Source organism: Hymenobacter glacieicola, assembly GCF_014640315.1.
GTDB classification, from domain to species: domain Bacteria; phylum Bacteroidota; class Bacteroidia; order Cytophagales; family Hymenobacteraceae; genus Hymenobacter; species Hymenobacter glacieicola.
Window position 1 is genome coordinate 215,301 of the sequence record NZ_BMGS01000007.1, and the last position, 24,046, is coordinate 239,346.

The following is a 24,046-nucleotide window of genomic DNA, read 5'->3' on the forward strand; positions in this document are numbered from 1 at the left end:
CCTCCATTATGAGTCAATTCGCATCATCAGCCAGCCCAAAAAGCCGCGGGGCGCAGCTCCTGCTGGCGGTGCTGGCGGCCGTGGTGCTGGGCTGGGGTACGGCGCAGGCCGGGGTGCTGGTGCCGGCCCTGTTGATTGCGCTGGCGGTGGTGGTGCCGTTTGTTATTATCCTGTTCACTACGCCGCGGGTGGGCATTATTGCCCTGCTCTGCTACTGCTTCCTGTTCTTCATCATCGACCGGGAGGTAGGCGGGGCGCCCTTTGGGATGGCCATTGATGGGCTGCTGGTGACTACGGCCGTGGCCGTGCTGGTGCAGCACCGCCGCTTCGACTGGAGCTACATTAAGAACGACCTGGTGCTGCTGACCCTGTTCTGGTTCGGAGTCAACATTCTGGAGCTGGGCAACCCCTCGGGGGCCAGCCTGATGGGCTGGGTGCAGGAGTTCCGGAGCGCCTCGTTCTACTGGCTGCTCACGGTGCCCCTCTCGCTGCTGCTCTTCAACCAGAAAAAGGACCTGAACCTGTTTCTGATGCTGCTGATCGGGCTGTCGGTGCTGGGCACGCTCAACGGGCTCAAGCAGCTCTATATCGGCCTCTCGCCGGGCGAGCAGCACTTTCTGGACGTAGGCAACGCCAAAACCCACCTGCTCTGGGGCAAGCTGCGGGTGTTTTCCTTCTACAGCGACGCGGGCCAGTTCGGAGCTTCCCAGGCCCACATTGCCCTAGTGGCCCTGATTCTGGGGTTCGGGCCGTTTAAGAAGTGGCAGAAAACCCTGCTGCTGGTGGCGGCCGCCCTGCTGATTACGGGCATGTTCATTTCCGGTACCCGCGGGGCGTTGTTTGCCTTGCTGGTCGGCATTGGGGTAGCCCTGCTCATCAGCAAGAACATCAAGGCCCTGGTGGTGGGCACCATGCTGGCGCTGTCGGCGCTGTACGTGCTCAAGTACACCAACATCGGGGACAGTAACTACAACGTGTACCGCATGCGCACGGCCCTGGACCCCCAGGATGCCTCCCTGAACGTGCGCCTCAACAACCAGCTGGTGCTGCGCAACTACCTCGACTCCCACCCCTTCGGGGGCGGCGTGGGCACCATCGGGGCCTGGGGCATCAAGTACAACCCGGGCAGCTACCTCTCCACCATCCCGCCCGACAGCTACTGGGTGAAGGTGTGGGTGATGTACGGCATCGTGGGCTTTATCATCTGGTTTGGCATCATGCTCTACATCGTGGGCAAAGGCTGCGGCATCGTCTGGAACATCCGCGACCCCAAGCTGCGCGTCAAGCTCAACGCCCTGACGGCCGGCGCGGCGGGCATCCTCTTCTGCAGCTACGGCAACGAGGTTATCAACTTCATGCCCTCGGCCATCATCGTGTACATCTCCTGGGCCTTCATTTTTCTGGGGCCCCGGCTGGATTCAAACCCTGAACCTGCACCGCAGTAATCGGCCTATGGCAACGCCCCTGGTATCCATCATTTCCATCAACTACAACCAAGCCCAGGTAACCTGCGAGATGGTAGCGTCCCTGCGCCAGCTCACGTACCCGGCCGTTGAAATCATTGTCGTGGACAACGCCTCCCCTACTGACGACCCCGGCATCATCCGGGAGCAGTTCCCGGAGGTGCAGCTGATTCGGTCCGCCCAGAACCTGGGCTTTGCCGGGGGCAACAACCTGGGCATCCGGCAAGCCCGGGGCAAATACATCCTGTTTCTCAACAACGACACGGAGGTAGCGCCCGGCTTTCTGGAGCCTCTGGTGGCCCTGTTCGAAAGCAACCCGGAGGCCGGCATTGCCTCGCCCAAAATCATCTTCCACGGCTCGGAGGGCATTATTCAGTACGCCGGCTCCCGGGGCATCAACACCTGGACGGGCCGCAGCGTGACCATCGGCCACCTGGAGCCCGACGCCGGCCAGCACAACACTTCCGGCCCTACCCAGCTCGCCGACGGGGCCGCCATGATGGTGCCCCGCCGCGTGATTGACGAGGTAGGCCTGATGCCGGAGGTGTACTTTCTCTACTACGAGGAGCTGGACTACTGCGAAATCATCAAGCGCTGGGGCTACAGCTGCCACTACGTGGCCGAGTCCACTATTTACCATAAGGAGTCCATGTCGGTGGGCAAGGCCTCGGTGCTGAAAACCTACTACATGAACCGCAACCGCCTGCTGTTCATCCGCCGCAACTTCACCGGCTGGTCTTTCTGGACCAGTACCTGCGTGTTTCTGCTGGCGGCCCTGCCCAAGAAAGCCGTGGCCTTTTCCCGCCGCTCGGAGTGGAGCCACCTGCGGGCCCTGGGCCGCGGGCTGTGGTGGAATCTGCAGCACCTGGGCACTTCTTCCGCTACTACCTAACCCCCGCGCTATGACCTTTTTTACGCTTGTTCTGGATGGGCTGCTGTGGGTGCTGGGTATCTACCTGCTGCTGAACTGCGCCTACCTGCTGTTCTTTGCCGTGGCCGGGCACCTGCGCCCAGCCTCCCTACCGGCGCTGGCTTCCTCGCGCCCCCGCCCGGCCCGCGCCATGTGCGTACTGATTCCGGCCTACCGCGAAAACACGGTGGTGCTGGAAACCACCCGCGCCGCCCTGCGCCACGCCTACCGCGGCCCGCACACCGTCTGCGTTATTGCCGATGGCTTGCAGCCCGAAACGGTGGTAGCCTTGCGCGAAATGGGCGCCCAGGTGCTGGAAGTGCATTTCGAGCGTAGCACTAAGGGCAAGGCCCTGCTATACGCCCTGGAAACCCTGCCCCAGCGCACCTTTGAGGTAGCCATGGTCCTGGACGTGGACAACCTCATGGGCCGGGGCTGCCTGGAAGCAGTGAACGAGGCTTTTGAGGCCGGCTACCAGGTAATACAAACCCACCGCACGGCCAAAAACACCGACTCGGCCTTTGCCCTGCTCGACGCCTGCAACGAGGAAATCAACAACCACATTTACCGCAAGGGCCACTTTGCGGTGGGCCTCTCGGCGGCCCTCATCGGCTCGGGCATGGCCTTTGAGTTCGGCTACCTGCGCCAGCTGCTGCAGGGCATCGGTGAAACGGTGGGCGAGGACAAGGAGCTGGACTTCCGCATTGCCCGCGACCAGGAGAAAATCTGCTACCTCGACAGCGTGTACGTCTACGACGAGAAGGTGGAAAACGCCCAGGTGTTCACCCAGCAGCGCAGCCGCTGGCTGGCCTCGCAGTTCGAGTTCCTGAAGAAGTACGCCGCCGAGGGGCTGGAACAGCTCCTTGAGCACGACAACTTCGAGTTTTTCAACAAGGTAGTGCAGGCGTTTCTGGTGCCGCGCACCCTGCTCATTGGCGTGCTCGGGCTGCTGCTGGTGGTGTCCGGGGGCCTGAGCCTGGTGCTGCCCGCCGGGCCCACGCCCTGGTTCTGGGCCGGGCTGCTGGCCGTATTGGCCCTAACCCTGCTCATCTCCCTACCCGCGCGGCTTTACAACCGGCAGCTGCTCACGGCTGTGGTGCGCCTGCCCTACGCCCTGCTGTGCATGGTGCTGGCCCTGCTGCGCATCAACCGCTCCAAAACGGCCTTCCTAGCCACGCCGCACCGGGTGCAGGCCCTGGACGCTTCCCTGGACCACTAAGCTTCTCCTGCGCTATGCCTTTCGAACTCATTGCCCTGCCAGCTGCCGCCTGCCTGGTGTTCGGCTTTATCCGGGGCCTGCGGGCCCGCCAGCAGTCCTGACCGCTCTTCCACCCTACCTCCTTCCTTCTACCTCACACCCGCGTTTCCTCCCACGTGACGCCCAACCTCCTCAGCAGCTGTTGAGCTACCCTTTCCCATGATGAGCAACGTGTACCTCTATCTGTTCTGGGCGGCGTTTGCCGTGGCGTTTTACACCTACGTGGGCTACGGCCTGGTAGCCTGGGCCCTGGCCCGCCTCCGCCGGCTGGTGCGCCCCCGCCGCCCCCTGGCCTTCTTCGAGCCCGACGTGACGCTGGTGGTGCCGGCTTACAACGAGGCCGATATTCTCGCCGACAAAGTAGCTAACTGCCTGGCTCTGAACTATCCCCGCCAGAAGCTGCGGCTCGTGTTCATTACCGACGGCTCCACCGACAACTCGGCCGAGGTGCTGGCCCGCTACCCCCAGGTAGAGCACCTGCACTCCCCCTTCCGCGGCGGCAAGTCGCTGGCCGAAAACCGGGCCATGGAGTTTGTGCGCACCCCCTACGTCATCTTCACCGACTGTAACTCCTTCCTGAACCCCGAAGCCGTACGCGAAATGGTGAAGCACTACCAGGACCCGCAGGTGGGGGCCGTATCGGGCGAGAAAAAGGTGCTGGCCCACGACTCGGCCTCCGGGGCCGGCGAGGGGCTGTACTGGAAGTACGAGTCCTTCCTCAAGCGCTGCGACTCGGAAATCTACTCCCTCATGGGCGCGGCCGGCGAGCTGGTATCGTTCCGCTCCAACCTGTTCCAGCCCCTGGAAAAGGATACCATCCTCGACGACTTTATTCAGTCGCTGCGCATTGTGGAGAAGGGCTACCGGGTAGTGTACGAGCCGGCCGCCTACGCCGCCGAAGCTCCCTCGGCTTCGCTGGCCGAGGAAATGAAGCGTAAAATCCGCATTTGCGCCGGCGGCTGGCAGTCGATGGTGCGGCTGCGCTCCTTGCTCAACCCGCTGCGCCAACCGCTGGTCACGTTCCTGTACGTGTCGCACCGGGTGCTGCGCTGGAGCCTTACGCCGGTGGCCCTGGTGCTGCTGCTGGTGCTGGGCGCGGCCCTGGCCGGCCTGCACGGCGGGTTCTACGCGGCCTTTTTTGCGGCCCAGGTGCTGTTCTACGGGCTGGCCTACCTGGGCTGGCGCGCCGAAAGCCGGGGCCGCAGCCCCAAGCTGCTGCTCGTGCCCCTGTACTTCACCAGCATGAACGTGGCCGTGTTTGCCGGCTTCCGCCGCTACCTGCGCGGTACGCAGTCGGCGGCCTGGGAGAAGGCCGCCCGCACCCAGCCCCTGGAAGGCAACCTGAGCATCCCGAAAGCCTGACCCCGCCCCGCTCCTTGCCCACCCGCCATTCAGTAGCCGTTCACCCAACTTTCCTTCGGCGATGCGAATAGCCCATTTGATTATGGCCCACAAAGGTCCGGAGCAGATTGCCCGCCTGGTAACGGCCATGGCCCACGAGGGCTTCGACTTTTACATTCACCTGGATGCCAAGGCCGACCGCCGGGAGTTTGCCTTTCTGGAGGAGCTGCCGGGCGTGCGCCTGACTACCACCCGCCTCTACGTGCGCTGGGCCTCCTACCGCTTCACCAAGGCCATTGTGGAGTGCACCCGCGAAATCCTGGCCACGGGCATCGGCTACGACTTCATCAACCTGATGAGCGCCCAGGACTACCCCATCAAGCCCGCCGACACCATTTACCGCTTTTTCGCCCGCCACCGGGGGCGCTCCTTTCTCTCGTTTGAGGCCAATGCCGACGATTCGGAGTGGTGGGCCCACGCCATTACCCGCGTGGAGAAGTACCACTCCACTTACTTCCAGTTCAAGGGCCAGTACGTGCTGCAGTCTACCCTGAACTGGCTGCTGCCCAAGCGCCGGTTTCCGCTGCCCTACACCCTGTACGGGGGCAAAGACGGCTCCTGGTGGACGCTGAGCCGCACCTGCGCCCAGTACCTGGTTGATTTCCTGGATGATAACCCCGCCCTGCGCCGCTTCACCATGTTTACCTGGGGCTCCGACGAGTTTCTGATTTCTACCATCCTGATGAACTCGCCCTACCGCCCCACCATCATCAACAACAACTACCGCTACATCGACTGGAGCCAGGGCGGGGCCAACCCCAAGGTGCTGACCACCGCCGACTTCGAGCGCCTGCGCGCCAGCCCCCAGCTGTTCGCCCGCAAGTTTGACCCGGCAGTGGACGCTACCGTCCTGGATCTGGTGGACGAGCAGCTGCTCCTGGCCCCGCTGCAACCCGTTTCCTGATGCTCCTGGCGGCCGTGGCCGCGCCTACTATTAGCCTGCTTTCCTATGGAGAATACCCTACTCGGCCGTGATATTGTGGTGGTGGGCCAGCAGCCCTGGGACACCGAAATCGGCAGCAACTGCCGCAACATTGCCCTGGAGTTTGCCCGCCACAACCGGGTGCTCTACGTGAATGCTCCCCTGGACCGCAACACCGTGCTCCGGCACCGCCGCGCGGGCTGGGTGCAGCAGCGCCTGCGGGTGGTGCGGGGCCAGGAGCAGCCCCTGCACATGGCCGGCGACAACCTGTGGGTGCTCACCCCGGATGCCGTGATGGAATCAATCAACTGGCTGCCGGCCTCCCCGCTCTACGACCTGCTCAACCGGCGCAACAACCGCCGCTTTGCCGCCGCCATTGCGCGCGGCATCCAGGCCCTGGGCTTCCGGGAGTTCGTGCTCTTCAACGACAACGACATCTTCCGCAGCTTCTACCTCAAGGAGCTGCTCCGGCCCGCCGTGAGCGTGTACTACTCCCGCGACTACATGCTGGCCGTGGACTACTGGCGCAAGCACGGCCGCCGCCTGGAGCCCCAGCTTATTGCCAAAGCCGACGTGTGCGTAGCCAACTCCAGCTACCTGGCCGCTTACTGCCGGCGCTACAACCCCCGCTCCTACTACGTGGGCCAGGGCTGCGACGTAGCGCCCGCCGCAACCACCGACGCCCCCGCCGACCTGGCGGGCATTCCCGGGCCGCTGATTGGCTACGTGGGGGCCCTGGTGAGCTTGCGCCTGGATGGGGAGCTGCTGGTGAGCCTGGCCCGGCAGCGCCCCGACTGGAGCCTGGTGCTGGTGGGTCCCGAGGATGAGGCGTTCAAAGCCAGCGCCTTGCACGGACTGCCCAACGTGTATTTCCTAGGGCCCAAGGCGCCTGCGGAGCTGCCGGCCTACATCCGGGAGTTTGCCGTGTGCCTTAACCCCCAGCTGGTCAACGACATGACCATCGGCAACTACCCCCGCAAGATTGACGAGTACCTGGCCCTGGGCCGACCCGTGGTGGCTACCCGCACCCAGGCCATGGACATCTTCGCCGAACACACCTACTTGGCCGACTCGGGCGCCGACTACGGGGCCCTGATTGAGCAGGCCCTCCGGGAAGACTCCGCGGCGCAGCAGCAGCGCCGGGCCGCCTTTGCCGCTACCCACACCTGGGAAAACAGCGTCTGGCAGATTTACGCGGCCATTGCGGCCGCCGTGGCCCCGGCCGCTGCCCCACTTTCTGTGGCGCACGCCTAAGCGCTGGCCCCGCGCACTCCCCCACCGCTCCGTTGCCCCGCCGCTCCTTCTATTCCCACCATTTTTTACCCGGTAGCTGATGCTCGCCTTGTTTAAAAACCGACACATCTTATCCTTAACCGGGAACGGCGTGATGGCCGTGTTCAGCATCCTCACGTACAGCATTCTGTACCGCTTCCTGCCCGAGACGGACATGGGCAACTGGGTGTTTTTTCAGTTTGCCTTTCTGCTGCTCGACACCTTCCGCACGGGCCTGCTGCAAACCCCGCTCATTAAGTTTTACGCCGGCGCCGACCTGGCCCGTCAGACCACCGTGGCCGGCTCCTCGTGGTTTATTGGCCTGCTGGTGACGGGCGGCTTCGTGCTGCTCAACCTGCTGGCCTGGCCCCTGGCGGCCCACACCTCCGACGCGGGCGTGCTGCTGCTGCTCACCTACTTCGGCATCAGCCTGGTTGTGACTTTGCCCTTCAACGTGGCCGTGTGGCTCCTACAGGCCCAGCAGCGCTTCGATGCCATCCTGACCATCCGGCTGCTCAACCAGGGCTCGTTTATTCTGCTGACGGTGCTGCTGTACCTGCTGAACAAAATCAACCTGCCGGGCATCGTGTACTCCTTTCTGGCCAGCTCCCTGCTCACCAGCGTGGTAGCCCTGGTCATGGGCTGGGCCCGGCTGGGGGCGCTGCGCCACAAAACCCGGGCGTGCGTGGCCGAGGTATTCCACTTCGGCAAGTTCAGCTTCGGCACGTTCCTGTGCGCTACCCTGCTGCGCAGCTCCGATACCTTCATCATCAAGTTCATGCTCGGGCCGGCCGCCCTGGCCGTATACAACCTGCCCCAGCGCCTGCTCGAAATCATTGAGATTCCCCTGCGCAGCGGCCTGGCCACGGCCATGCCCGATATGTCGGCGGCCGTGAACCGCAAGCGCCACGACGAGGTAGCCCACACCCTGAAAAAGTACGCCGGCTCCCTGACCCTGCTCTTCATCCCGATTATGCTGGGCGTGCTGGTGTTTGCCGACGTGATTGTGCTGGCCATCGGGGGCTCGAAGTACGTGCACACCGAAGCGGCCAACCTCTACCGCATCATGATTGTGTGCGCCCTGCTGTTTCCCATCGAGCGGTTTTTGGGCGTAACCCTGGACATCATCAACAAGCCCCAGCTCAACCTGATCAAGGTGCTCATTGCCCTGGCCATCAACACCACCGCCGACATCCTGTGCATCAAGTTTTCGGGTAGCATTTACGGGGCGGCGGTGGCCTCGGGCTTTACCCTGGTGGCCAGCCTGGGCTACGGCTACTGGGTGCTGAACAAGTACCTGCCCCTGCACTACCAGGATACGTTTCCGCTGGCCCTGGCCGAGTTTCGGAGCCGGCTGGCGCTGCTCTTTCAAAAGGTGAAGCTCATCACGCACCGCAACCCTACGTTATGAAGAACTTTATCGTCCTCTCCTACGGCAGGCAAAACGAGTATCAGCGGGCGGTGTTTGCGGTGTTGAGCTTCTGGGCGTGGTATAGGGGGGACAGAGCAAGCGTACAAACCATTATTTACACCGATAATCCGGCCTATTTCCAGCCCTACCTGGCCGGGCTGCCCGTGCACTACGAGCTGCTGACGCCGGAGCAGCTCACCTACATGAAAGGCCCGGCCCGCTACGTACACCGGGTGAAGGTGCGGCTGCTGGAGCTGATATTCGCCCGCTTTCCGGCCCGCGACATTCTCTACATCGACACCGACACGTTTTTCGTGGCCGATCCCGCGGCCCTGCTCGCCCGCCTGGGGCCGGGCACCAGCCTCATGCACCAGCCCGAATACCTGTTGCAGGATGCCGTGGGCGTATTTGCCGAGTTTGGGCAGCAGCACTACCCCGAGCAACTGCTGGAACTGCTGGCCCGGGAGGCATTTCGGGTGGCCGGGCAGCCGACCCGGTTCTACTCCCGCCAGATGGCCTGGAACTCCGGCGTGCTGGGCCTCAGCTGCCAGCACGCCGATCTGCTGCCCGATGTGCTGGCGCTAACCGATACGTTTTTTGCCCGTACCCGCTGGTTTGTCAGCGAGCAGCTGGCTTTCTCGCTGGTGCTGCAAAACCAAACCCAGCTGCTGGGCTGCCAGGCATATTTGCTGCACTACTGGGGCCGGCAGCAGAAGGGCCTGATGGACGCGCAGCTGGCGCTCCTGCTCCGGGCCGGGTTTCAGCAGGCCCCCTTACCGGAGCGCCTGCGGCAGGTGCGGCAGCTGACGGGCCCCTGGCAGCGGCGAGTGGAGGCCGACCGGCTCCGCGAGGGAGCCCTCTACGCCTTTGCCAACCGCCAGCCGACGGCAGGCCTCAAGTACACGCTAAAGTCTTTGATCAAGGCCCCGTTCAGCCGCTATTTTCTGCACCGTTTGCTGGTGATGGGCCGGCGCACGCTAGCACCAGTCCCAACGGCAAAACCCGCCCACCATCCCGGGCGGAGCGAGCCCGCCCGGTTCACGCCCAAGGCGTGGGGGCAGGTTACTCGCTCCCGCTCGGAATAGCGGGCGGGCGTTGCCTGGGGGCCGTGCCCGCTACTCGGCCAGCACTACCCGCTGATTCAGGACGGCCGAGGGAGTGGTCAGCCGGATGATGTACACGCCGGTGGGTAGGCCCTGGGCGTGCAGCGTAGCGCGTTGCGTACTACCGGCTTCCACCGGGCCCGCCAGCAACTGGCGTACCAGCCGGCCCTGCAAGTCGTACACGGCCAGGGTAACCCGACCGGTTGTTAGCGGGCGGAAGGTGATTTCGGTGCTGGTGCTGAAGGGGTTAGGCGCTACCGTGAAGGCGAGGGCCTCGGAGGTGCTGGCCGCTACGAGGGCCGCGGTGCCCTCGCCGAGCAGCGCACTGCTGGCCGTGGCCGTCAGGCTGGCGGCGCCGCCCACGTAGGGCGACAACCGGCTGCCCGGAATCGGGCCTTCCATCGTGCCATCCGGCAGCTGCCAGCCCACGGCTACCTGGTCGTCGCCGCCCTGCTCCTTGTGCAGAACCTCCACGTAGTAGCGCTGGCCGGGCGTTAAGGTAACGGGGGCCGATTTCTGGCTGGCGTACTTGTTCCACTCCCGGGAGTTGGTGTAGCCGCCGACCGAGGCAATGCGCACTTTGCGGGCGGGGTCGCCATCGGGGCTCAGCCACAGCTCGCAGTTGTCGTCGCCGGCAATCCAGAAGGTGTAGGCGCCGGTTTGGGGCGGGCAGAGGTAGCCCCGGATGCGGGCACCGTAGTTGTCGCCGAGGTTGCGGCTGCTTTCAAGCTGAGTGAGCGGCGTGGTACTGGCTGGGGTAGTCTGCACCGGAATGTCGGTCACGGCCGAGCCGCCCACGTTGTTCCACTGCTCGCGCAAGATGCTGCCCGTGGCCGAGCAGGTAGCCGGGGCCGTCGTGGCCGGTGGGGTGCTGCCTACGGTGCTACCCGCCGCCGGAAGCACAAACAGCGGCGTTTCCGTTACTTGAATGCTCAGCTGCCCGTTCGTTAGGTTGATGCGCTGCACGGCCAGGGCGCTGCCGCTGGTAGGGCGGTACACATCGGCGTAAGCCGCGGTGCCTAGGTTAAGGGTGTACTGCACGGTGCGGCCCTTTTCATCTGGCACCACGAGGGCGTAGGCTTGCTGCCCGTTCAACTCGTAGCGGTCCACTACGGGGTCCGTGTTCAGGGTTTCCTTGAAGGTGTATTCGCCCAGCAGCTGGTTGGTTTGACGCAGGTACTGGGTGGCCAGGCGCGGGGTGCGGTCGGCGTTGAGCAGGCCCATGGTGGCAAACTGCGTGGAGCTGCCGGGGTTGTCGTCGTAGAGCTGGTAGAAGAACACACGCTCCACGCCGTAGCGCGGGTAGAGCAGGGCCGTGCGCAGAATCCAATCGGCCTGGGTTTCCTGCACCGAGCGGCCTCCAATGGCAATGGCCTTGAAGGGGCTGCCCTGGTTGGTATCGAAGCCGGTTTCAGTAATCCAGACGGGCATGTTGCCGCAGTGCTGGCGGGCCATCTGCACAAAGCTGCGGGCCACGGGCGCGGCATCCGACACCTCGGGGGCCGCCCCGCGGGTAGAGTTACCGCCCTGGGAGGTACCCGCGTCGTTGGAGTAGTTGTGGTAGTTGATGACGTCCCAGCAGAGGTTTACGCTGCCATCGGGACGGTAGCCGCGGTTCTGGCGGCACCACTCCACCATGCCTTTCACGTACTCCGGGTCGGGCTTGGCCAGGCCGGCCATGACCACCTGCATGGTGGGGTCGGCGTTTTTCACCCCAATGCCCGCGCCCATAGTGTTCTTGTGCCCGTCGTAGAAGGCCGAGAGGTTGGCCGCGTACTGGGCGGGCGTCTGGTAGGCTTTGGCGCCCTTCCACCACTTGTCCCGCTCGTTGTCGCACTCCATGTAGGTAATCAGGTTCAGACCAATCTTCACCTCATTAATACCGTCGCCGGGCCAGCGCGGGGTAGTATTCACTGTCACGAGGCTGCGGCTGAGGCCGGTGTTGCGGCCGTAGCGGGCGGCAAACTGAAACCCCATGCGGGCCTGCTCGCGGTAGGAAGCGGGGTTGCCAAAGTCGGCGCCGCCGCGCACGGGCACGTTTTCGTGGTCGCGCTGGTCGGCCGGCCAGGTGTTGAGCAGCCAGCCCGGCAATGTTTTGATGCAGGCCAGCACTTCAATGCCCTCGGCCTTGAGGCGCTGGTACATGGCATCGTAGTTCCAGCCCCCGCTGTGGGTAGGGTTGAAAGTGTAGCTGCCCTCCGTGGATTCCAGCCGCTCCCAGTCGAGGTAGTGGCGCATACCAGTGAAGTTCTTCATGGCAGCCAAGCGCGTGGCCTCCACCTCCCAGGGCCGGTTGGGGTCTTCCAGGTCCCACTCGAAGGCATTCACCCCGAAGGACTGCTTGAGCTTGATGGGCCGGGCCGCGGTGCTGGGCGTGGTTGGGGTAGTGGGGGCCGGCGTGGTAGGCGCCGGGGCGGGCGCGGCCTGCACGGCCAGGTTCTGGCTGGCACTGGCCGCCAGGTAAGCGGCGCTGGCGGCCTGGGAGGCGGTAATGGTGGTAGTGCCCGCCCCGACCACCGTGGCCTGCCACTGCCCGCCGGCATTGGAAACCGAGGCCACCGCCGGATTCGACGAGGTAAAGGTGATGGGCGTAGCCGGGTTGTTGCTGGTGGCGCTAAGGACAAACGGTGCCTCACCCACGGTTTTGCCTGCCAACGGGCCAAAGCTGATAACGGCCGGCGTTGGCGCCGCCGCTGGGGCAGGAGTTGGCGTGGGAGCTGTAGTGCCGCTGGCGTAGCCAAACACCTGAATTTTCTGCGGGATGTTGTTGCAGTACTTCCGCACGATGATGGCCTCGGCGGTTACCGGCGCGCTGGTTTTCAGCTCCACCCATTGCTGGTAAAGGTCCCCGGTGAAGGTGCCCAGCAGCGTGCGCTGGGTGCCGTTGAGGGCGTAAATGGAAGCAGGGTTGTCGGCAAAGGAGCCCTCGAAATCATAGAGCCGCACGCGGGTAACGTTCGTGCGCTGGGCCAGGGGTAGCGTTACGTCGATGTACTGAAAGTTGGCTGGCTCCCAATGGTTGCGGACCAGGTCGTTGAGGTTGTCGTTCAGCCAGGGCGAGTAGTCCTGGCCCGTATGTACGCTGGGCGTAATGGCGGTGATGCTGACGCGCGTTTCGGTTTGGGCCTGGGCCGTAAGGGCCAGCAAAAAGCCCACCATGCAGGCCAATAGCGCCATACATCTGGAAAATTTCCCCATTTCAAAAGAAGTTTAGTGAAGGTGTGGGGTAGCGTCTGGCTTGGGCGCTACCCTCGTTTTGGTTGGCCAATCCGCTATGCGCCAGACTGAGTAGTGTATTAGACTAGTGCGCTGGTGTGGTTTCCGCCACTGCGGAAGCTGTAATGTCTGCTCTTGCCTCCCGGCTTCCTGACCAAGCCCGCCGACTAGTAAACCGCCGCCGGGACCCTGTGAAGCGCCCGCTCTTCCTCGTGGGAAGCCCCATCGTTTGCCACTGGTATAGCAGAAGCAAACTGCGTCCGTACTCGTATTTTTTTCCCACTACCCCCAGGAGAGTAGCCGGACTACCCCCGCGTTACATGCCAAGGCTGGGCCCGCCATCGGGCGGCCCGCCTCATTATCCCCTACTAAGTGCAGACTCTTTCGTACTGCCCTGCCCTATTTAGCAACCGCTCAATTTTCGTTAAAAATACAATTGCCAAATTTAATTACGGTTATAAATACCTGATTTAACGCGTTTTTATATATAATTCAAAAATCATTAACTTAATAATACAAAAATAACATTCAGCTGATTAGCCGCCATTAACGCACACTGTCCCCTGTGCATTTTGCGATGCATGGTGGTCGGGGTATCACTGCTTTGGGCTAGGGTGAGGCCGGGCAACAGTGGCCAGTTGCAGGCCCGTCAGGGGCAGAATGGTAAAGAAGGCGGGCGCTCCATCCAGCAGTACCTCGCGGCCGGGCAGGCGCATGCTCGTGCCAGATATCCCGAAATCCCAGCCCCGACGCTCCACTCCAGCTACCGGCCAGCTGGCCGGGAAGGCATAGCGGGCCGTGGCATCTTCCTGCTGGTCGAGCTGGGTTTTGGCCCAGAGCACGTACTGGTACTGGTCGGCGCGGCGGAACGCGGCCCCATCCACCTCCTTGGGCAAGTGCAGGGCGGCGGTGCGGTCGGCATCGTAGCGCCAGCCCGCCAACAGCTCGGCCGTCGTTTTGAAGCCCTGCCCCAACTGGGTCAGCTTTTCACGGCCGGGCAGGTCGCGGTTCATATTTTCATAGAGACCCATAAGCTTGAACTCATCGTCGGTGGGGATGCCGGCGGGCTCCCGGGGGGCGCTGGTGGCTTCACCCACGCTGTAGAAATGCACCTGCCGAATGCCATTCTTTTGGGCCGTAACCAAGGCCTTCATGCCAAAGTTACGCTGCATCTCATCGGAGCCGTAGCGCCATTCGGCCGTGCGGCGGCTGACGTTGGTTTCCGTGATGATAAAGTGCTTTTGGGGGTAGGCTTCGCCATTAAAGCCGTACTTACGCAGCACGGCATCAAACTGGGCCTTGTGGCGCAGCAGCTGGGCGGCAGCATTATCGGAGTTGCGCTGGTACGTAAAGCCGGTGTGTAGCAGGTTGCGGCGGCGCAGGTAGTATGAGGGGTACACGTGGTAGTCCACCACGTCGAAGTAGGCGCCGCCCCGGGCCGGGTATTGGGCCGTTACGGCCCCGCCCCGGGGGTTGTCGGTGAAGCGCAGCAGGGCATCGAGGTACTCGGCGTAGCCCAGACCGCCGGGCGTCACGTAGTCCTCGGGGCAGTACTTTTTCACTACCTCCCAGGTAATGCGTAAGGTGCGGATGTAGTGGTAGATGGGCGCCAGCGTATTGGTGGTTTCGGCCGGGCGCGGGGCCCGGCTTACCCAATCCTTGTTGCTGACATCGGTAATAAAGTCGGGCTCGTTGACTACTTCCCAGAAGCGGATGTGCCGGCCGTAGGTTTGCGTGAGCCGGTAGATGTAGGCCGCATAGTAATTGCGCGGATTCACGGTGCTGTCGGCCAGCCAAATCGGCTCGTAGAGGTTGGCAAACAGCTTGGACGGCTCCCGGCAGCCCGGGTACACGGTTTTCTCGCGGTGCTCGGCCGAGGGTTCGCCCACAAAGCACACCAGTTCCCGCAAGCCCAGGTTGGTGGTGTGGTGGTCAAAAGCTGCCTGCCGGGCCTGCCAGCCCCATTTGTCCAGAAACTGATCGGGCAGGGTTACCCGAATGGTTTGCCCGCCCGCCTTGCTGATGGCCGAGGCCAAGTGCTCATCGTCCCAGCCGCTGCCGTAGTAGCCCATGTTGCAGCCGTAGCCAAAATCGGCGGTGTAGGGGCGCACAAAGCTCTCGGCCGTGTGCGGGGTACGCGCCGTGGGTGGGTGCTGGGGGCTGGTGCAGGTAGCACAAAGCCACGCCAACGCCAGCAGCCCAGGCCCGGGCAGACGTTTCCCGGCGGTACGGCGCCAGGTAGTGAAGCATTTCATAGCAGGGCTTTCAAGGGTGACCGGTACTTGAAAGGTGGGCGGCAGCAGGCTAGTTGCCCAGGACGAAGCTTGTCAGCTTGCCGAGCGCATCAGCAAAAAGGCTAGCCAGATGATTAGATTGTGAGCATAAAGGGCCGGACGCGGGTGGGGGTCAGTCCAGAGGGCGGCATCAGCAGCGGACTACCACAGTAGTAAACGCTGCTCTCTAGGCTCAAGATAGATAATAATATTTTGAATTCAAGATTAAGTAGTCCTAAACCATGCAAAACCTTTGCTTTGCGGTAGCTGAACTACGGTATTCGTCTCTATTAAACACAGCGTGTGAACTGAAGAACTTACCCCCTGAGCTTACTGAAGTCACTTGACTAGTTGACGGAGTTCCTATCTTTTTATTCACTTGAAAATGCCCATCCATTCAAGGCCGGGGCGGAATCTTCTCACACGTAAACAATTATTTTTCAATAAATTATACTTTAGCGAGAAGATCCTGCGCTGGCCCCAGATGGATGGACAGGCTGGTAGACCGATTTAGCTCGGGCTACGCTAACAGTGCGCGAACTGCTTGATGGCTATTTCCACTTCTGCTTAAATCAACTCCGTAATTTCCCGTATGCCTACTGGCCTTTCCCGCGTAAATCCCTCACCGAACTCTGCCCCTATCAGGTGGCCAAACTCACGGGCGCGGGCCTCCAAAAATTGGCTAAAGACGGGCGTTGAGAGGTAGGTAGTAGGCTCCGTGCTGTTGGGGTTGAAGAACTGGGTACCGTAGGCTTGAATGGCTTCCCACTTTTTAGGCCAGTGGGCGGTAATATCTACCACGAAATCGGCCGGAATCTGGCGGTCCTGGATGTAGTGGTACACCACGCGGGGGCGCCAGGGCTGCTGGGGCTGACCATCGTCGCCGAGGGTTTCAATCATGCGCAGGCCCGAGAGAAAGCACGCCTCCGACTCCAGCTGGGAGCCGCGGCCGTGGTCGGGGTGCCGGTCATGAATGGCGTTGCAGAGTACCACGTCGGGCTGGTAGCGGCGCAGGGCGGCAATCAGGGGCAACTGGTGCTCCCGGTCGTTGCGGAAAAAGCCGTCGGGCAGGCCTAGGTTTTCGCGGGCATTCAGGCCCAGGATGCGGCTGGCGGCTTCCGCTTCCTGGGCGCGGGTAGCGGCGGTGCCCCGGGTGCCCAGCTCACCCCGGGTAAGGTCCACGATGCCGATTTTCTTGCCTGCGGCCGCGGCCGCCAGCAGCGCGCCGGCACAGCACATTTCTACATCGTCGGGGTGGGCCCCGAAAGCCAGGATATCAAGTTTCATGCGAAAAAAGAAAAATCAGGAAAGGCCAAAACTGCTGCCGGGCCCCGAAACGTGGGCCGCAAGCACGAGTTTTTCCGGGGCAAAAGTAGCAGGTTAGCGCGCATACCCCGCCCCGGGCTCCTGGCGGCCGGCGCCAAACCAAAACCCTGGCCCGTGGGAGTGAGTTACACTAGGCAGCCTCCTACGGGTACTCTGCACCCCGCACTTGGTAGTAGCCTTTGCTGCCGAGGGCGCGGCATTTACTTATTTTCCCTTCACTTTATGGAATACAGACAGCTAGGCCGCTCCGGCCTGCGCATCCCAGTTCTGAGCTTCGGCACCGCTACCTTCGGGGGCGGCAACGAGTTTTTTAAAGCCTGGGGCAGCACTCAGGTTGAGGAGGCCCGGCGCCTGCTTGACATTTGCCTGGAAGCGGGCGTTACGCTCTTCGATACGGCCAACGTGTACTCCCAGGGAATGTCGGAGGAGATTTTGGGTAAGGCCCTGGCAGGCCGGCGCGGGCAGGTGCTGATTTCGACCAAGGCTACCTTCCCCATGGGCGAGGATCCGAACGGCTACGGTTCCTCCCGCCAGAACCTGGTGCGCGCCTGCGAGGATAGCCTGCGCCGCCTCGGCACCGACCACATCGACATCTACCACATGCACGGCTTCGACGCCCACACGCCCGTGGAGGAAACCCTGCGCACCCTCGATGACCTGGTACAGAGTGGCAAGGTGCGCTACATTGCCTGCTCCAACTTTTCGGGCTGGCACCTGATGAAGAGCCTCTCGGTATCGGAGCGTTACGGCTGGGCCCGCTACGTGGGCCACCAAGCCTACTACTCGCTGGCCAACCGGGAGTTTGAGTGGGAGCTGTTCCCCCTAGGTCTCGACCAAGGGGTGGGCACCATCGTCTGGAGCCCGTTGTCGGCGGGTTTGCTAAGCGGCAAAATCCGGCGGGGCCAGCCCCTCCCGGAAAGCAGCCGCTTGGCCCAGGGTGGCGGCCAAGGCCCCCAAGTGCCCGATGAGCGGCTGTTTACCATTATCGATGCCCTGGATGAGGTAGCCGCCGAAACCGGCAAATCGGTAGCCCAGGTGGCTTTGAACTGGCTGCTCCAGCGCCCCACCGTGGTCAACCTGGTTATCGGGGCCCGCAACGAGGAGCAGCTCCGCCAAAACCTGGCCGCCGTGGGCTGGCACCTCACCCCCGAGCAAGTAGCCAAGTTGGATGCCGCCAGCGACACGCCGCCCATCTACCCCTACTGGCACCAGCGCAACTTCCCGATGCTGCACCCCAGGCTGGTGTAGGGCCTAGCCTGCCACGCCGGAAGAATCTGGTCAGGCCCTCCTGTATACCCAGATTTCTCCGGCATCGGAACAACAAAAGCCCCGCTACGATACACCGTAGCGGGGCTTTTACTACTGCGGACGCAACGGCCCGCCTATTTGATGCGCAGGGTTCGGCCCACGCGCAGCACTGCCGTACCGCCATTCAAGCGGCGAATCTGGGCCTGCGACACGCCGTACTTATCGGCAATTTCCGACAGGGTATCACCACTGCGGATTTTGTGGGTTATGATACGACGGGCCTGGGTAGGCTTGGCGGCGCTGCTGCGGCTACTGCTGGTCCCACTGCTGGCGCCCGGCACGCTCCCGCCCCGGTACCGCAACGACTTGCTGTAGTAGGCAAACAGGGCCGAGGTAATCTGAAAATTGTCCTTGATGAGGCGGTAATCCGGGAAGTCGTACATGCGCTCTGGGTCGATGGGGTTGCCTTCGTAGCGCACCTCAAAGTGCAGGTGAGAACCGCTGCTTCGGCCCGTGCTGCCGCCCCAGCCAATCAGCTGGCCGGCTTTCACGAACGTACCAGGTGCCACCAACGACTTCTGTAAGTGCCCGTAGAGCGTCTCGATGCCGTTGTAGTGCCGGACCAATATGTAGTTGCCGTAGCCGGAGCCGTCCCACTTCACAATGCGCACTACCCCGTCGAAAGCCGCTTTCACGGAGTCCCCGGTTTCCAGGTCCAGGTCCACGCCGTAGTGCCAGCGGTAGCCCCGGAAGCCGAAGTCCGAGGTAATCGGCGTCCGGTTCAGGGGCATTTTGGCGTAGCGCTGCCGCTCCGGCTCCGTCAGCTTCAGATTAAGCGTGTCCTTGATGTGGCGCCCGTCAACGCGGTAGGGGTTGATGTTGTGGGTATCCCAGATAGCGTAGTAGCCCGCTACCTTAATCCAGGAGGAGTCAATTTTCACTTCCTCCGACACTTCCACAATCTGCTGCTCGCCTTCGTTGAGCGTGGTCGTGTCTTCGCTAACGATGGAGAGCTTCTTGGCCGGGTTAAAGAAGATGGACTTTGCCGCGTCAGAGCCTTCTTCCGGCAACTCCTCCGTCTCAATCAGAATCGTCGTATCGGGCCGCACGTAGCGAATGGTAGGCGACTTTATCCGGAAAAAATCCTTCCGTTTGCCCGCTGAGCCAGCTTTTGCTTTCGGCTCGGGGACTTTGCGGCGCTGGGCCAGCAGCTGGCCGGGCAAGCCAAGAAACAGCCCGATCAGTAGCAGCGGCAGCAGCCAATATTTCGCAAAATTCAGCAAGGGCAAAAAGGGTGAAATGGTGAGATGGTGAACTAGTGAGTAGTAGAATGGTGAGCTCAACGCTGCATGGGCCCAATTCGCGCAGCCACAACGATAGAACTCACCATTTCACTATATCACTAGGTCACTTAATGGTCACCCAGCGCGGCCAGGTAACGCTCCGCATCCAGGGCAGCCATGCAGCCGGAGCCGGCGGCCGTTACGGCCTGGCGGTAGGTGTAGTCTTGCACGTCGCCGCAGGCAAACACACCATCGACGTTGGTTTTGGCCGTTCCGGGCAGGGTTTTGAGGTAGCCCTGCTCATCGTGGTGCAGGTAGGGCTGGAAAATCTTAGAGTTTGGCTCGTGCCCGATGGCCACGAAGAAACCCTCAATAGCAATGTCGCGGGTGGTGCCGTCCAGTACGTTCTTTAGGCGGGCGCCTTCTACGCCGTGCTCCCCCAGAATCTCGTCAGTCACGGTGTTCCAGAGCACCTCAATCTTGGGATTGTCAAGCACGCGCTTCTGCATGATTTTCGAGGCCCGCATCTCGCCCTTGCGCACAATCATGTACACCTTGCTGCACAGGTTGGCCAGGTAGGTGGCTTCTTCGGCGGCCGTATCGCCGGCGCCGACAATGGCCACGTCCTTACCGCGGTAGAAAAACCCGTCGCACACGGCGCAGGCCGACACGCCCGAGCCGTTCAGCCGCTGCTCCGACGGAATACCCAACCACTTGGCGGAAGCACCCGTAGCAATAATGACCGTATCAGCCGTCAGCTCCAGGTTTTCATCAATAGTAACCCGGTGCGGATGGCCCGAAAAGTCCACCGCCGTAGCAATGCCGTAACGGATGTCGGTGCCGAAGCGGGCGGCCTGCTTCTTGAGGTCTTCCATCATTTCCGGCCCCATAATGCCGTCGGGGTAACCCGGAAAATTCTCTACGTCGTTGGTAATCGTGAGCTGCCCGCCGGGCTGCAGGCCCTGGTACATGACGGGCTTGAGGTTGGCGCGCGCGGCGTAAATAGCGGCCGTGTAGCCAGCCGGGCCGGAGCCGATAATCAGACACTTGATGTGTTCTGGGGAGGTAGTCGCCATGAGAAGTACGGAGCACCGGCCACGCCAGCGCTGTGTAAAGTTATAGTTGGGCTGCAAAGGTAATACCCGCACGCTGCTTCCGCCCGCGGGCAGAAACTTTGCCGCAGTAGCTGGGCTGGTATTACAACAAAAAACCCCAACCAAGGGTCAGGGTTTTCTGCGAAGGGGTAAAAAGAGTTACCCCAGATAAGGCTTGAGCGCTTTAGAGCGCGAAGTATGGCGCAAACGGCGAATGGCCTTCTCCTTGATCTGGCGCACTCGCTCGCGGGTCAGGTTAAATTTTTCGCCGATTTCCTCCAGCGTGAGTGAGTGTTCCCCATTCAGGCCAAAGTACAGCGTGATTACGTCGGCTTCGCGCTTGGTCAGGGTGCTCAACGCGCGCTGTACCTCCTTACGAAGCGAATCATTCATCAGCCCGGTGTCGGGGCTCTCCTCATCTTCGTTCTCGAGCACGTCTAGGAGGCGGTTTTCCTCACCCTGTACAAAGGGAGCATCTACCGACACGTGACGGCCTGAAATCTTCAGCGTATCGACCACCTCGGAGGTCGTAAGCTCCAGCACTTCGGCAATTTCTTCGGGCGAGGGCTCCCGCTCGAATTTCTGCTCCAGCTCGGAGAAGGATTTGGAAATTTTATTCAGTGAGCCTACCCGGTTCAGGGGCAGACGCACAATGCGCGACTGTTCAGCCAGGGCCTGCAGAATGGATTGACGAATCCACCATACGGCGTAGGAAATGAACTTAAAGCCGCGGGTTTCATCAAAACGCTTGGCGGCTTTGATCAGACCAAGGTTACCCTCGTTGATCAGGTCACCCAGCGACAACCCTTGGTTCTGGTACTGTTTGGCCACCGACACCACGAAGCGGAGGTTAGCCTTGGTGAGTTTTTCCAGCGCTTGCTGGTCACCTTCTTTGATGCGTTGCGCCAGCGTCACCTCCTCGTCGGGGGTCAGCAGATCCACCTTGCCAATCTCCTGGAGGTATTTATCCAGCGACTGGCTTTCGCGGTTGGTGATCTGCTTGCTGATTTTTAGCTGTCTCATTGCGGGCGCGTGAGAATTGAGTGTTGATTGCTACTAAACGTCGTTGTCAGTCCGATGTACGGAGGATACCCAAACGCGGGTACCGGCATTGATTATGTGCAACACGCCGGTACCCGCGAAAGTTCGGGAAGTTCTTACTGGGCGCTGCCGTTCGAATCCGCGGCCCGCTCGGGCTTGGGCAGAAGCACCTTGCGCGAGAGACGGTATTTGCCGGTTTTTTTGTCGATGTCGAGCAATTTCACGTCAATCTCCTGCCCTACTTCCAGCACGCCTTCCAGCGAAGCCAAACGCTCGTGGGCTACCTCCGAAATGTGCAACAGACCGTCTTTGCCCGGCATGATTTCCACGAACGCGCCGTAGGGTTGAATCGAGCGAACCTTGCCTTTGTAGGTCTCGCCAATCTCCGGTACGGCCGCAATGGCCCGGATCCGGTCGATGGCCGCCTGCATGTCTTCCTGGTTGGAAGCGTAGATGCTCACGTGGCCCTTTTCGTCCTTTTCCTCAATGATTACCGTAGCGTTGGTGTCCTTCTGGATCTGCTGAATCACTTTACCACCCGGCCCGATAACTGCCCCGATAAACTCTTTATCGATAAGCATTTTGTGCGAGCGGGGAGTATGCGGCTTCAGCTCCGCGGCCGGAGCCGAAATGGTCTTGGCCATCTCGGCCAGGATGTGCAGGCGACCTTCGCGCGCCTGATGCAGCGCCGCGGTCAGGATTTCGTTGCTCAGGCCCTGGATTTTGATGTCCATCTGGCAGGCGACGATACCTTTCTCGGTGCCGGTTACTTTGAAGTCCATGTCGCCGAGGTGGTCCTCGTCGCCGAGAATGTCCGACAGTACGGCGTACTCACCGGTTTCCTTGTCCTGGACCAGACCCATGGCAATGCCCGAAACGGCAGCGCGCACTTTAATGCCCGCGTCCATCAGCGCCAGCGAGCCAGCACACACCGTCGCCATCGATGAAGAGCCGTTCGACTCCAGGATGTCCGACACGATGCGGATGGTGTAGGGGTTTTCTTCCTCGGAAGGCAACACCCGCTTCAGGGAACGGAGGGCCAGGTTGCCGTGACCAATTTCGCGGCGGCCGGGGCCACGGTTGGGCTTCACCTCACCCGTCGAGAAGGCGGGGAAGTTGTAGTGCAACATGAACTTGCTGTACCCCGACTGCATGGCCGAGTCGATGATCTGCTCATCCAGTTTGGTACCCAGGGCTACGGTAGTCAGCGACTGGGTTTCGCCGCGGGTGAACAGGGCCGAGCCGTGCGCACCGGGCAGGTAGTTTACTTCGCTCCAGATCGGGCGAATCTCCGTCAACTGACGACCATCGAGGCGGGTACGCTCCTTGATCATCATGTCGCGGATAGCCTTTTTCTCAGCCGAAGAGTAATAGCGGCCGAACATTTTCATGTCCAGCTCCGGCTGCTCTTCCAGCAGTTTTTCCGTCAGAGACTTTTTTACGGCGCCAAAGGACTCCTTACGGCCGGCCTTGCTGGTATTGCCCGACTGGGCAATGGCGTAGGCCTGCTGGTAGACGCCCTCGTGAATGCGCTGCTTCAGGTCCTCGTTTTCGTCGTACTTGGGGTATTCGCGCTTTACGTGCGACTTTTCAATCTCGGCGGCCAGCTCGCTCTGCACGCGGCACTGCTCCTTGATGGCTTCGTGGGCGTAGGCAATGGCTTCTACCATTTCCTCCTCGCTCACCTCGTTCATCTCGCCTTCTACCATGGCTACCGAGGTAGCAGTGGCGCCCACAATCAGGTCAATATCCGCGCGGGCAATGTCCGAGCTTTTGGGGTTGATTTGCAGCTTGCCGTCGATACGGGCCACCCGAACTTCGGAAATAGGGCCGGCAAACGGAATATCAGAAATTGACAGCGCAGCTGAGGCGGCCAGGGCGGCCAGGGCATCGGGCTGCACGTCTTTGTCAGCGGAAATCAGCGAAATCAGTACCTGTACCTCGTAGTGGTAGTCCTTGGGGAACATGGGGCGCAGAATGCGGTCCACGAGGCGGCACACGAGAATTTCGTAATCAGACAAGCGGCCTTCCCGGCGCTGGAACGAACCGGGGATTTTACCGGCACCGCCAAATTTCTCCTGGTAGTCCACGGACAAGGGCAGGAAGTCCACGTCGCCGCGGGAGCTGGGCTGCGACACCACCGTTGCCAGCAGCATGGCGTCGCCCAGGCGCACCACAACGGCGCCGTCGGCGAATTTGGCCAGCTTGCCGGTTTCAATGGAAATCTGCCGCCCGTCGGGCAGCGTAATGTGTTTGGTAACCGCGGTGTAGTTGGGCATCGTATGGTTGCTTAAGAAAGCGACAGCGGGCGAGCAGCCGTAAAAATAGGGCCAGCAGTAGCCCTATTTTGCTCTGAGAAATATCCTTTGGGGGAGTAAACAACGAAACCGGCGGAATAATGCGGCCGGTTTCGGACAAAAAAAGAGCAGGGAACCTCCCCAGTGGAAAGGCTCCCTGCTCCGGACCGTGGGCTTACTTACGAATGCCCAGTTCCTTGATGATGGCGCGGTAGCGGTTGATTTCGCGGTGCTGGAGGTAGTCCAGCATGCGGCGGCGCTTACCAACCAGCTTTAGCAGACCCAAACGGGTCGAGTAGTCCTTCTTGTTAACTTTCAGGTGCTCGGTCAGGTGCGTGATGCGGGTCGTGAACAGAGCAATCTGCGACTCGGCCGAACCGGTGTCGTTAGCGGACTTCTGCAGGCTGTTTTTTTCGAAAATGGCCTGTTTTGCTTCAGTAGTGAGTTTCATCGGCAGATAGGTTTCCCCGTCTTAGATTTAAAAATGAAAAGAGAATTCACCCCGCACTTCGGGGTGGCCGCAAAGGT

Annotated in this window: 17 protein-coding genes; 9 read left to right on the plus strand and 8 right to left on the minus strand. The window is 61.6% G+C overall.

Going from position 1 to position 24,046, the window contains the following annotated elements; all coding sequences use genetic code 11:
• Positions 1–8: 8 nt before the first annotated feature.
• From IEW18_RS14350 to IEW18_RS14385, 8 genes are all read left to right on the plus strand, one after another.
• A complete protein-coding gene (locus IEW18_RS14350) occupies positions 9–1,445 on the plus strand; it encodes an O-antigen ligase family protein (protein ID WP_188558553.1) in 1,437 nt (478 codons plus the stop codon).
• Positions 1,446–1,452: 7 nt separating this feature from the next.
• Positions 1,453–2,355 carry a glycosyltransferase family 2 protein gene (locus IEW18_RS14355; RefSeq protein ID WP_188558554.1) on the plus strand — a complete coding sequence of 301 codons (903 nt, stop codon included), beginning with the start codon at positions 1,453–1,455 and terminating at the stop codon, positions 2,353–2,355.
• A gap of 10 nt (positions 2,356–2,365) precedes the next feature.
• A complete protein-coding gene (locus IEW18_RS14360) occupies positions 2,366–3,592 on the plus strand; it encodes a glycosyltransferase (RefSeq protein ID WP_188558555.1) in 1,227 nt (408 codons plus the stop codon).
• Positions 3,593–3,790: 198 nt separating this feature from the next.
• On the plus strand, positions 3,791–4,993 hold the full coding sequence (locus IEW18_RS14365) for a glycosyltransferase family 2 protein (protein WP_308428052.1): 1,203 nt from the start codon (positions 3,791–3,793) through the stop codon (positions 4,991–4,993).
• A gap of 61 nt (positions 4,994–5,054) precedes the next feature.
• Positions 5,055–5,936 (plus strand): beta-1,6-N-acetylglucosaminyltransferase, encoded by an 882-nt coding sequence (locus tag IEW18_RS14370; protein WP_188558556.1) that lies wholly within the window; start codon positions 5,055–5,057, stop codon positions 5,934–5,936.
• 45 nt (positions 5,937–5,981) lie between these two features.
• Positions 5,982–7,208, plus strand: coding sequence for a glycosyltransferase (locus IEW18_RS14375; protein WP_188558557.1), 1,227 nt, complete (start codon positions 5,982–5,984; stop codon positions 7,206–7,208).
• 79 nt (positions 7,209–7,287) lie between these two features.
• A complete protein-coding gene (locus IEW18_RS14380) occupies positions 7,288–8,637 on the plus strand; it encodes a lipopolysaccharide biosynthesis protein (protein ID WP_188558558.1) in 1,350 nt (449 codons plus the stop codon).
• The gene (locus tag IEW18_RS14385; RefSeq protein WP_188558559.1) at positions 8,634–9,722 is read left to right on the plus strand and encodes a hypothetical protein; all 1,089 of its coding nucleotides are present in this window, start codon (positions 8,634–8,636) and stop codon (positions 9,720–9,722) included. The genes IEW18_RS14380 and IEW18_RS14385 overlap by 4 nt, the downstream gene beginning before the upstream one ends.
• Before the next feature lie 30 nt (positions 9,723–9,752).
• Here the strand turns inward: IEW18_RS14385 and IEW18_RS14390 are convergent, their stop codons facing one another.
• From IEW18_RS14390 to bshB1, 3 genes are all read right to left on the minus strand, one after another.
• Positions 9,753–12,938: a T9SS type A sorting domain-containing protein gene (locus IEW18_RS14390; RefSeq protein ID WP_188558560.1), complete on the minus strand. Its 3,186-nt coding sequence runs from the start codon at positions 12,936–12,938 to the stop codon at positions 9,753–9,755.
• Positions 12,939–13,552: 614 nt separating this feature from the next.
• Positions 13,553–15,211, minus strand: a complete 1,659-nt coding sequence (locus IEW18_RS14395; RefSeq protein WP_188558561.1) for a hypothetical protein — start codon at positions 15,209–15,211, stop codon at positions 13,553–13,555.
• Between the two features lie 585 nt (positions 15,212–15,796).
• Positions 15,797–16,516, minus strand: coding sequence for a bacillithiol biosynthesis deacetylase BshB1 (gene bshB1, locus IEW18_RS14400; RefSeq protein WP_188558562.1), 720 nt, complete (start codon positions 16,514–16,516; stop codon positions 15,797–15,799).
• Positions 16,517–16,777: 261 nt separating this feature from the next.
• Here bshB1 and IEW18_RS14405 point away from each other — a divergent pair, with 261 nt between their 5' ends.
• On the plus strand, positions 16,778–17,803 hold the full coding sequence (locus IEW18_RS14405) for an aldo/keto reductase (RefSeq protein ID WP_188558563.1): 1,026 nt from the start codon (positions 16,778–16,780) through the stop codon (positions 17,801–17,803).
• A 134-nt stretch (positions 17,804–17,937) separates the two neighbouring features.
• Here IEW18_RS14405 and IEW18_RS14410 read toward each other — a convergent pair whose 3' ends face one another.
• The 5 genes from IEW18_RS14410 to rpsO all read right to left on the minus strand — a co-directional run bounded on the left by IEW18_RS14410 (position 17,938) and on the right by rpsO (position 23,969).
• A complete protein-coding gene (locus IEW18_RS14410) occupies positions 17,938–19,086 on the minus strand; it encodes a peptidoglycan DD-metalloendopeptidase family protein (RefSeq protein WP_229728753.1) in 1,149 nt (382 codons plus the stop codon).
• A 128-nt stretch (positions 19,087–19,214) separates the two neighbouring features.
• Positions 19,215–20,162, minus strand: coding sequence for a thioredoxin-disulfide reductase (trxB, locus tag IEW18_RS14415; protein WP_188558564.1), 948 nt, complete (start codon positions 20,160–20,162; stop codon positions 19,215–19,217).
• A gap of 177 nt (positions 20,163–20,339) precedes the next feature.
• Positions 20,340–21,203 (minus strand): sigma-70 family RNA polymerase sigma factor, encoded by an 864-nt coding sequence (locus tag IEW18_RS14420; RefSeq protein ID WP_022823752.1) that lies wholly within the window; start codon positions 21,201–21,203, stop codon positions 20,340–20,342.
• A gap of 134 nt (positions 21,204–21,337) precedes the next feature.
• Positions 21,338–23,500, minus strand: a complete 2,163-nt coding sequence (locus IEW18_RS14425; RefSeq protein ID WP_188558565.1) for a polyribonucleotide nucleotidyltransferase — start codon at positions 23,498–23,500, stop codon at positions 21,338–21,340.
• A gap of 193 nt (positions 23,501–23,693) precedes the next feature.
• A complete protein-coding gene (gene rpsO / locus IEW18_RS14430; protein ID WP_188558566.1) occupies positions 23,694–23,969 on the minus strand; it encodes a 30S ribosomal protein S15 in 276 nt (91 codons plus the stop codon).
• Between the last annotated feature and the right edge of the window lie 77 nt (positions 23,970–24,046).

Excerpts from the sequence above, each read along its gene's own strand:
- IEW18_RS14365 (WP_308428052.1), top strand. The coding sequence starts at position 3,791 with ATGATGAGCAACGTGTACCTCTATCTGTTCTGGGCGGCGTTTGCCGTG.
- IEW18_RS14380 (WP_188558558.1), top strand. The coding sequence starts at position 7,288 with ATGCTCGCCTTGTTTAAAAACCGACACATCTTATCCTTAACCGGGAAC.
- IEW18_RS14385 (WP_188558559.1), top strand. The coding sequence starts at position 8,634 with ATGAAGAACTTTATCGTCCTCTCCTACGGCAGGCAAAACGAGTATCAG.
- IEW18_RS14355 (WP_188558554.1), top strand. The coding sequence starts at position 1,453 with ATGGCAACGCCCCTGGTATCCATCATTTCCATCAACTACAACCAAGCC.
- IEW18_RS14425 (WP_188558565.1), bottom strand. The coding sequence starts at position 23,500 with ATGCCCAACTACACCGCGGTTACCAAACACATTACGCTGCCCGACGGG.
- trxB (WP_188558564.1), bottom strand. The coding sequence starts at position 20,162 with ATGGCGACTACCTCCCCAGAACACATCAAGTGTCTGATTATCGGCTCC.
- IEW18_RS14370 (WP_188558556.1), top strand. The coding sequence starts at position 5,055 with ATGCGAATAGCCCATTTGATTATGGCCCACAAAGGTCCGGAGCAGATT.
- IEW18_RS14390 (WP_188558560.1), bottom strand. The coding sequence starts at position 12,938 with ATGGGGAAATTTTCCAGATGTATGGCGCTATTGGCCTGCATGGTGGGC.
- IEW18_RS14420 (WP_022823752.1), bottom strand. The coding sequence starts at position 21,203 with ATGAGACAGCTAAAAATCAGCAAGCAGATCACCAACCGCGAAAGCCAG.
- IEW18_RS14375 (WP_188558557.1), top strand. The coding sequence starts at position 5,982 with ATGGAGAATACCCTACTCGGCCGTGATATTGTGGTGGTGGGCCAGCAG.
- bshB1 (WP_188558562.1), bottom strand. The coding sequence starts at position 16,516 with ATGAAACTTGATATCCTGGCTTTCGGGGCCCACCCCGACGATGTAGAA.
- rpsO (WP_188558566.1), bottom strand. The coding sequence starts at position 23,969 with ATGAAACTCACTACTGAAGCAAAACAGGCCATTTTCGAAAAAAACAGC.
- IEW18_RS14350 (WP_188558553.1), top strand. The coding sequence starts at position 9 with ATGAGTCAATTCGCATCATCAGCCAGCCCAAAAAGCCGCGGGGCGCAG.
- IEW18_RS14405 (WP_188558563.1), top strand. The coding sequence starts at position 16,778 with ATGGAATACAGACAGCTAGGCCGCTCCGGCCTGCGCATCCCAGTTCTG.
- IEW18_RS14360 (WP_188558555.1), top strand. The coding sequence starts at position 2,366 with ATGACCTTTTTTACGCTTGTTCTGGATGGGCTGCTGTGGGTGCTGGGT.
- IEW18_RS14395 (WP_188558561.1), bottom strand. The coding sequence starts at position 15,211 with ATGAAATGCTTCACTACCTGGCGCCGTACCGCCGGGAAACGTCTGCCC.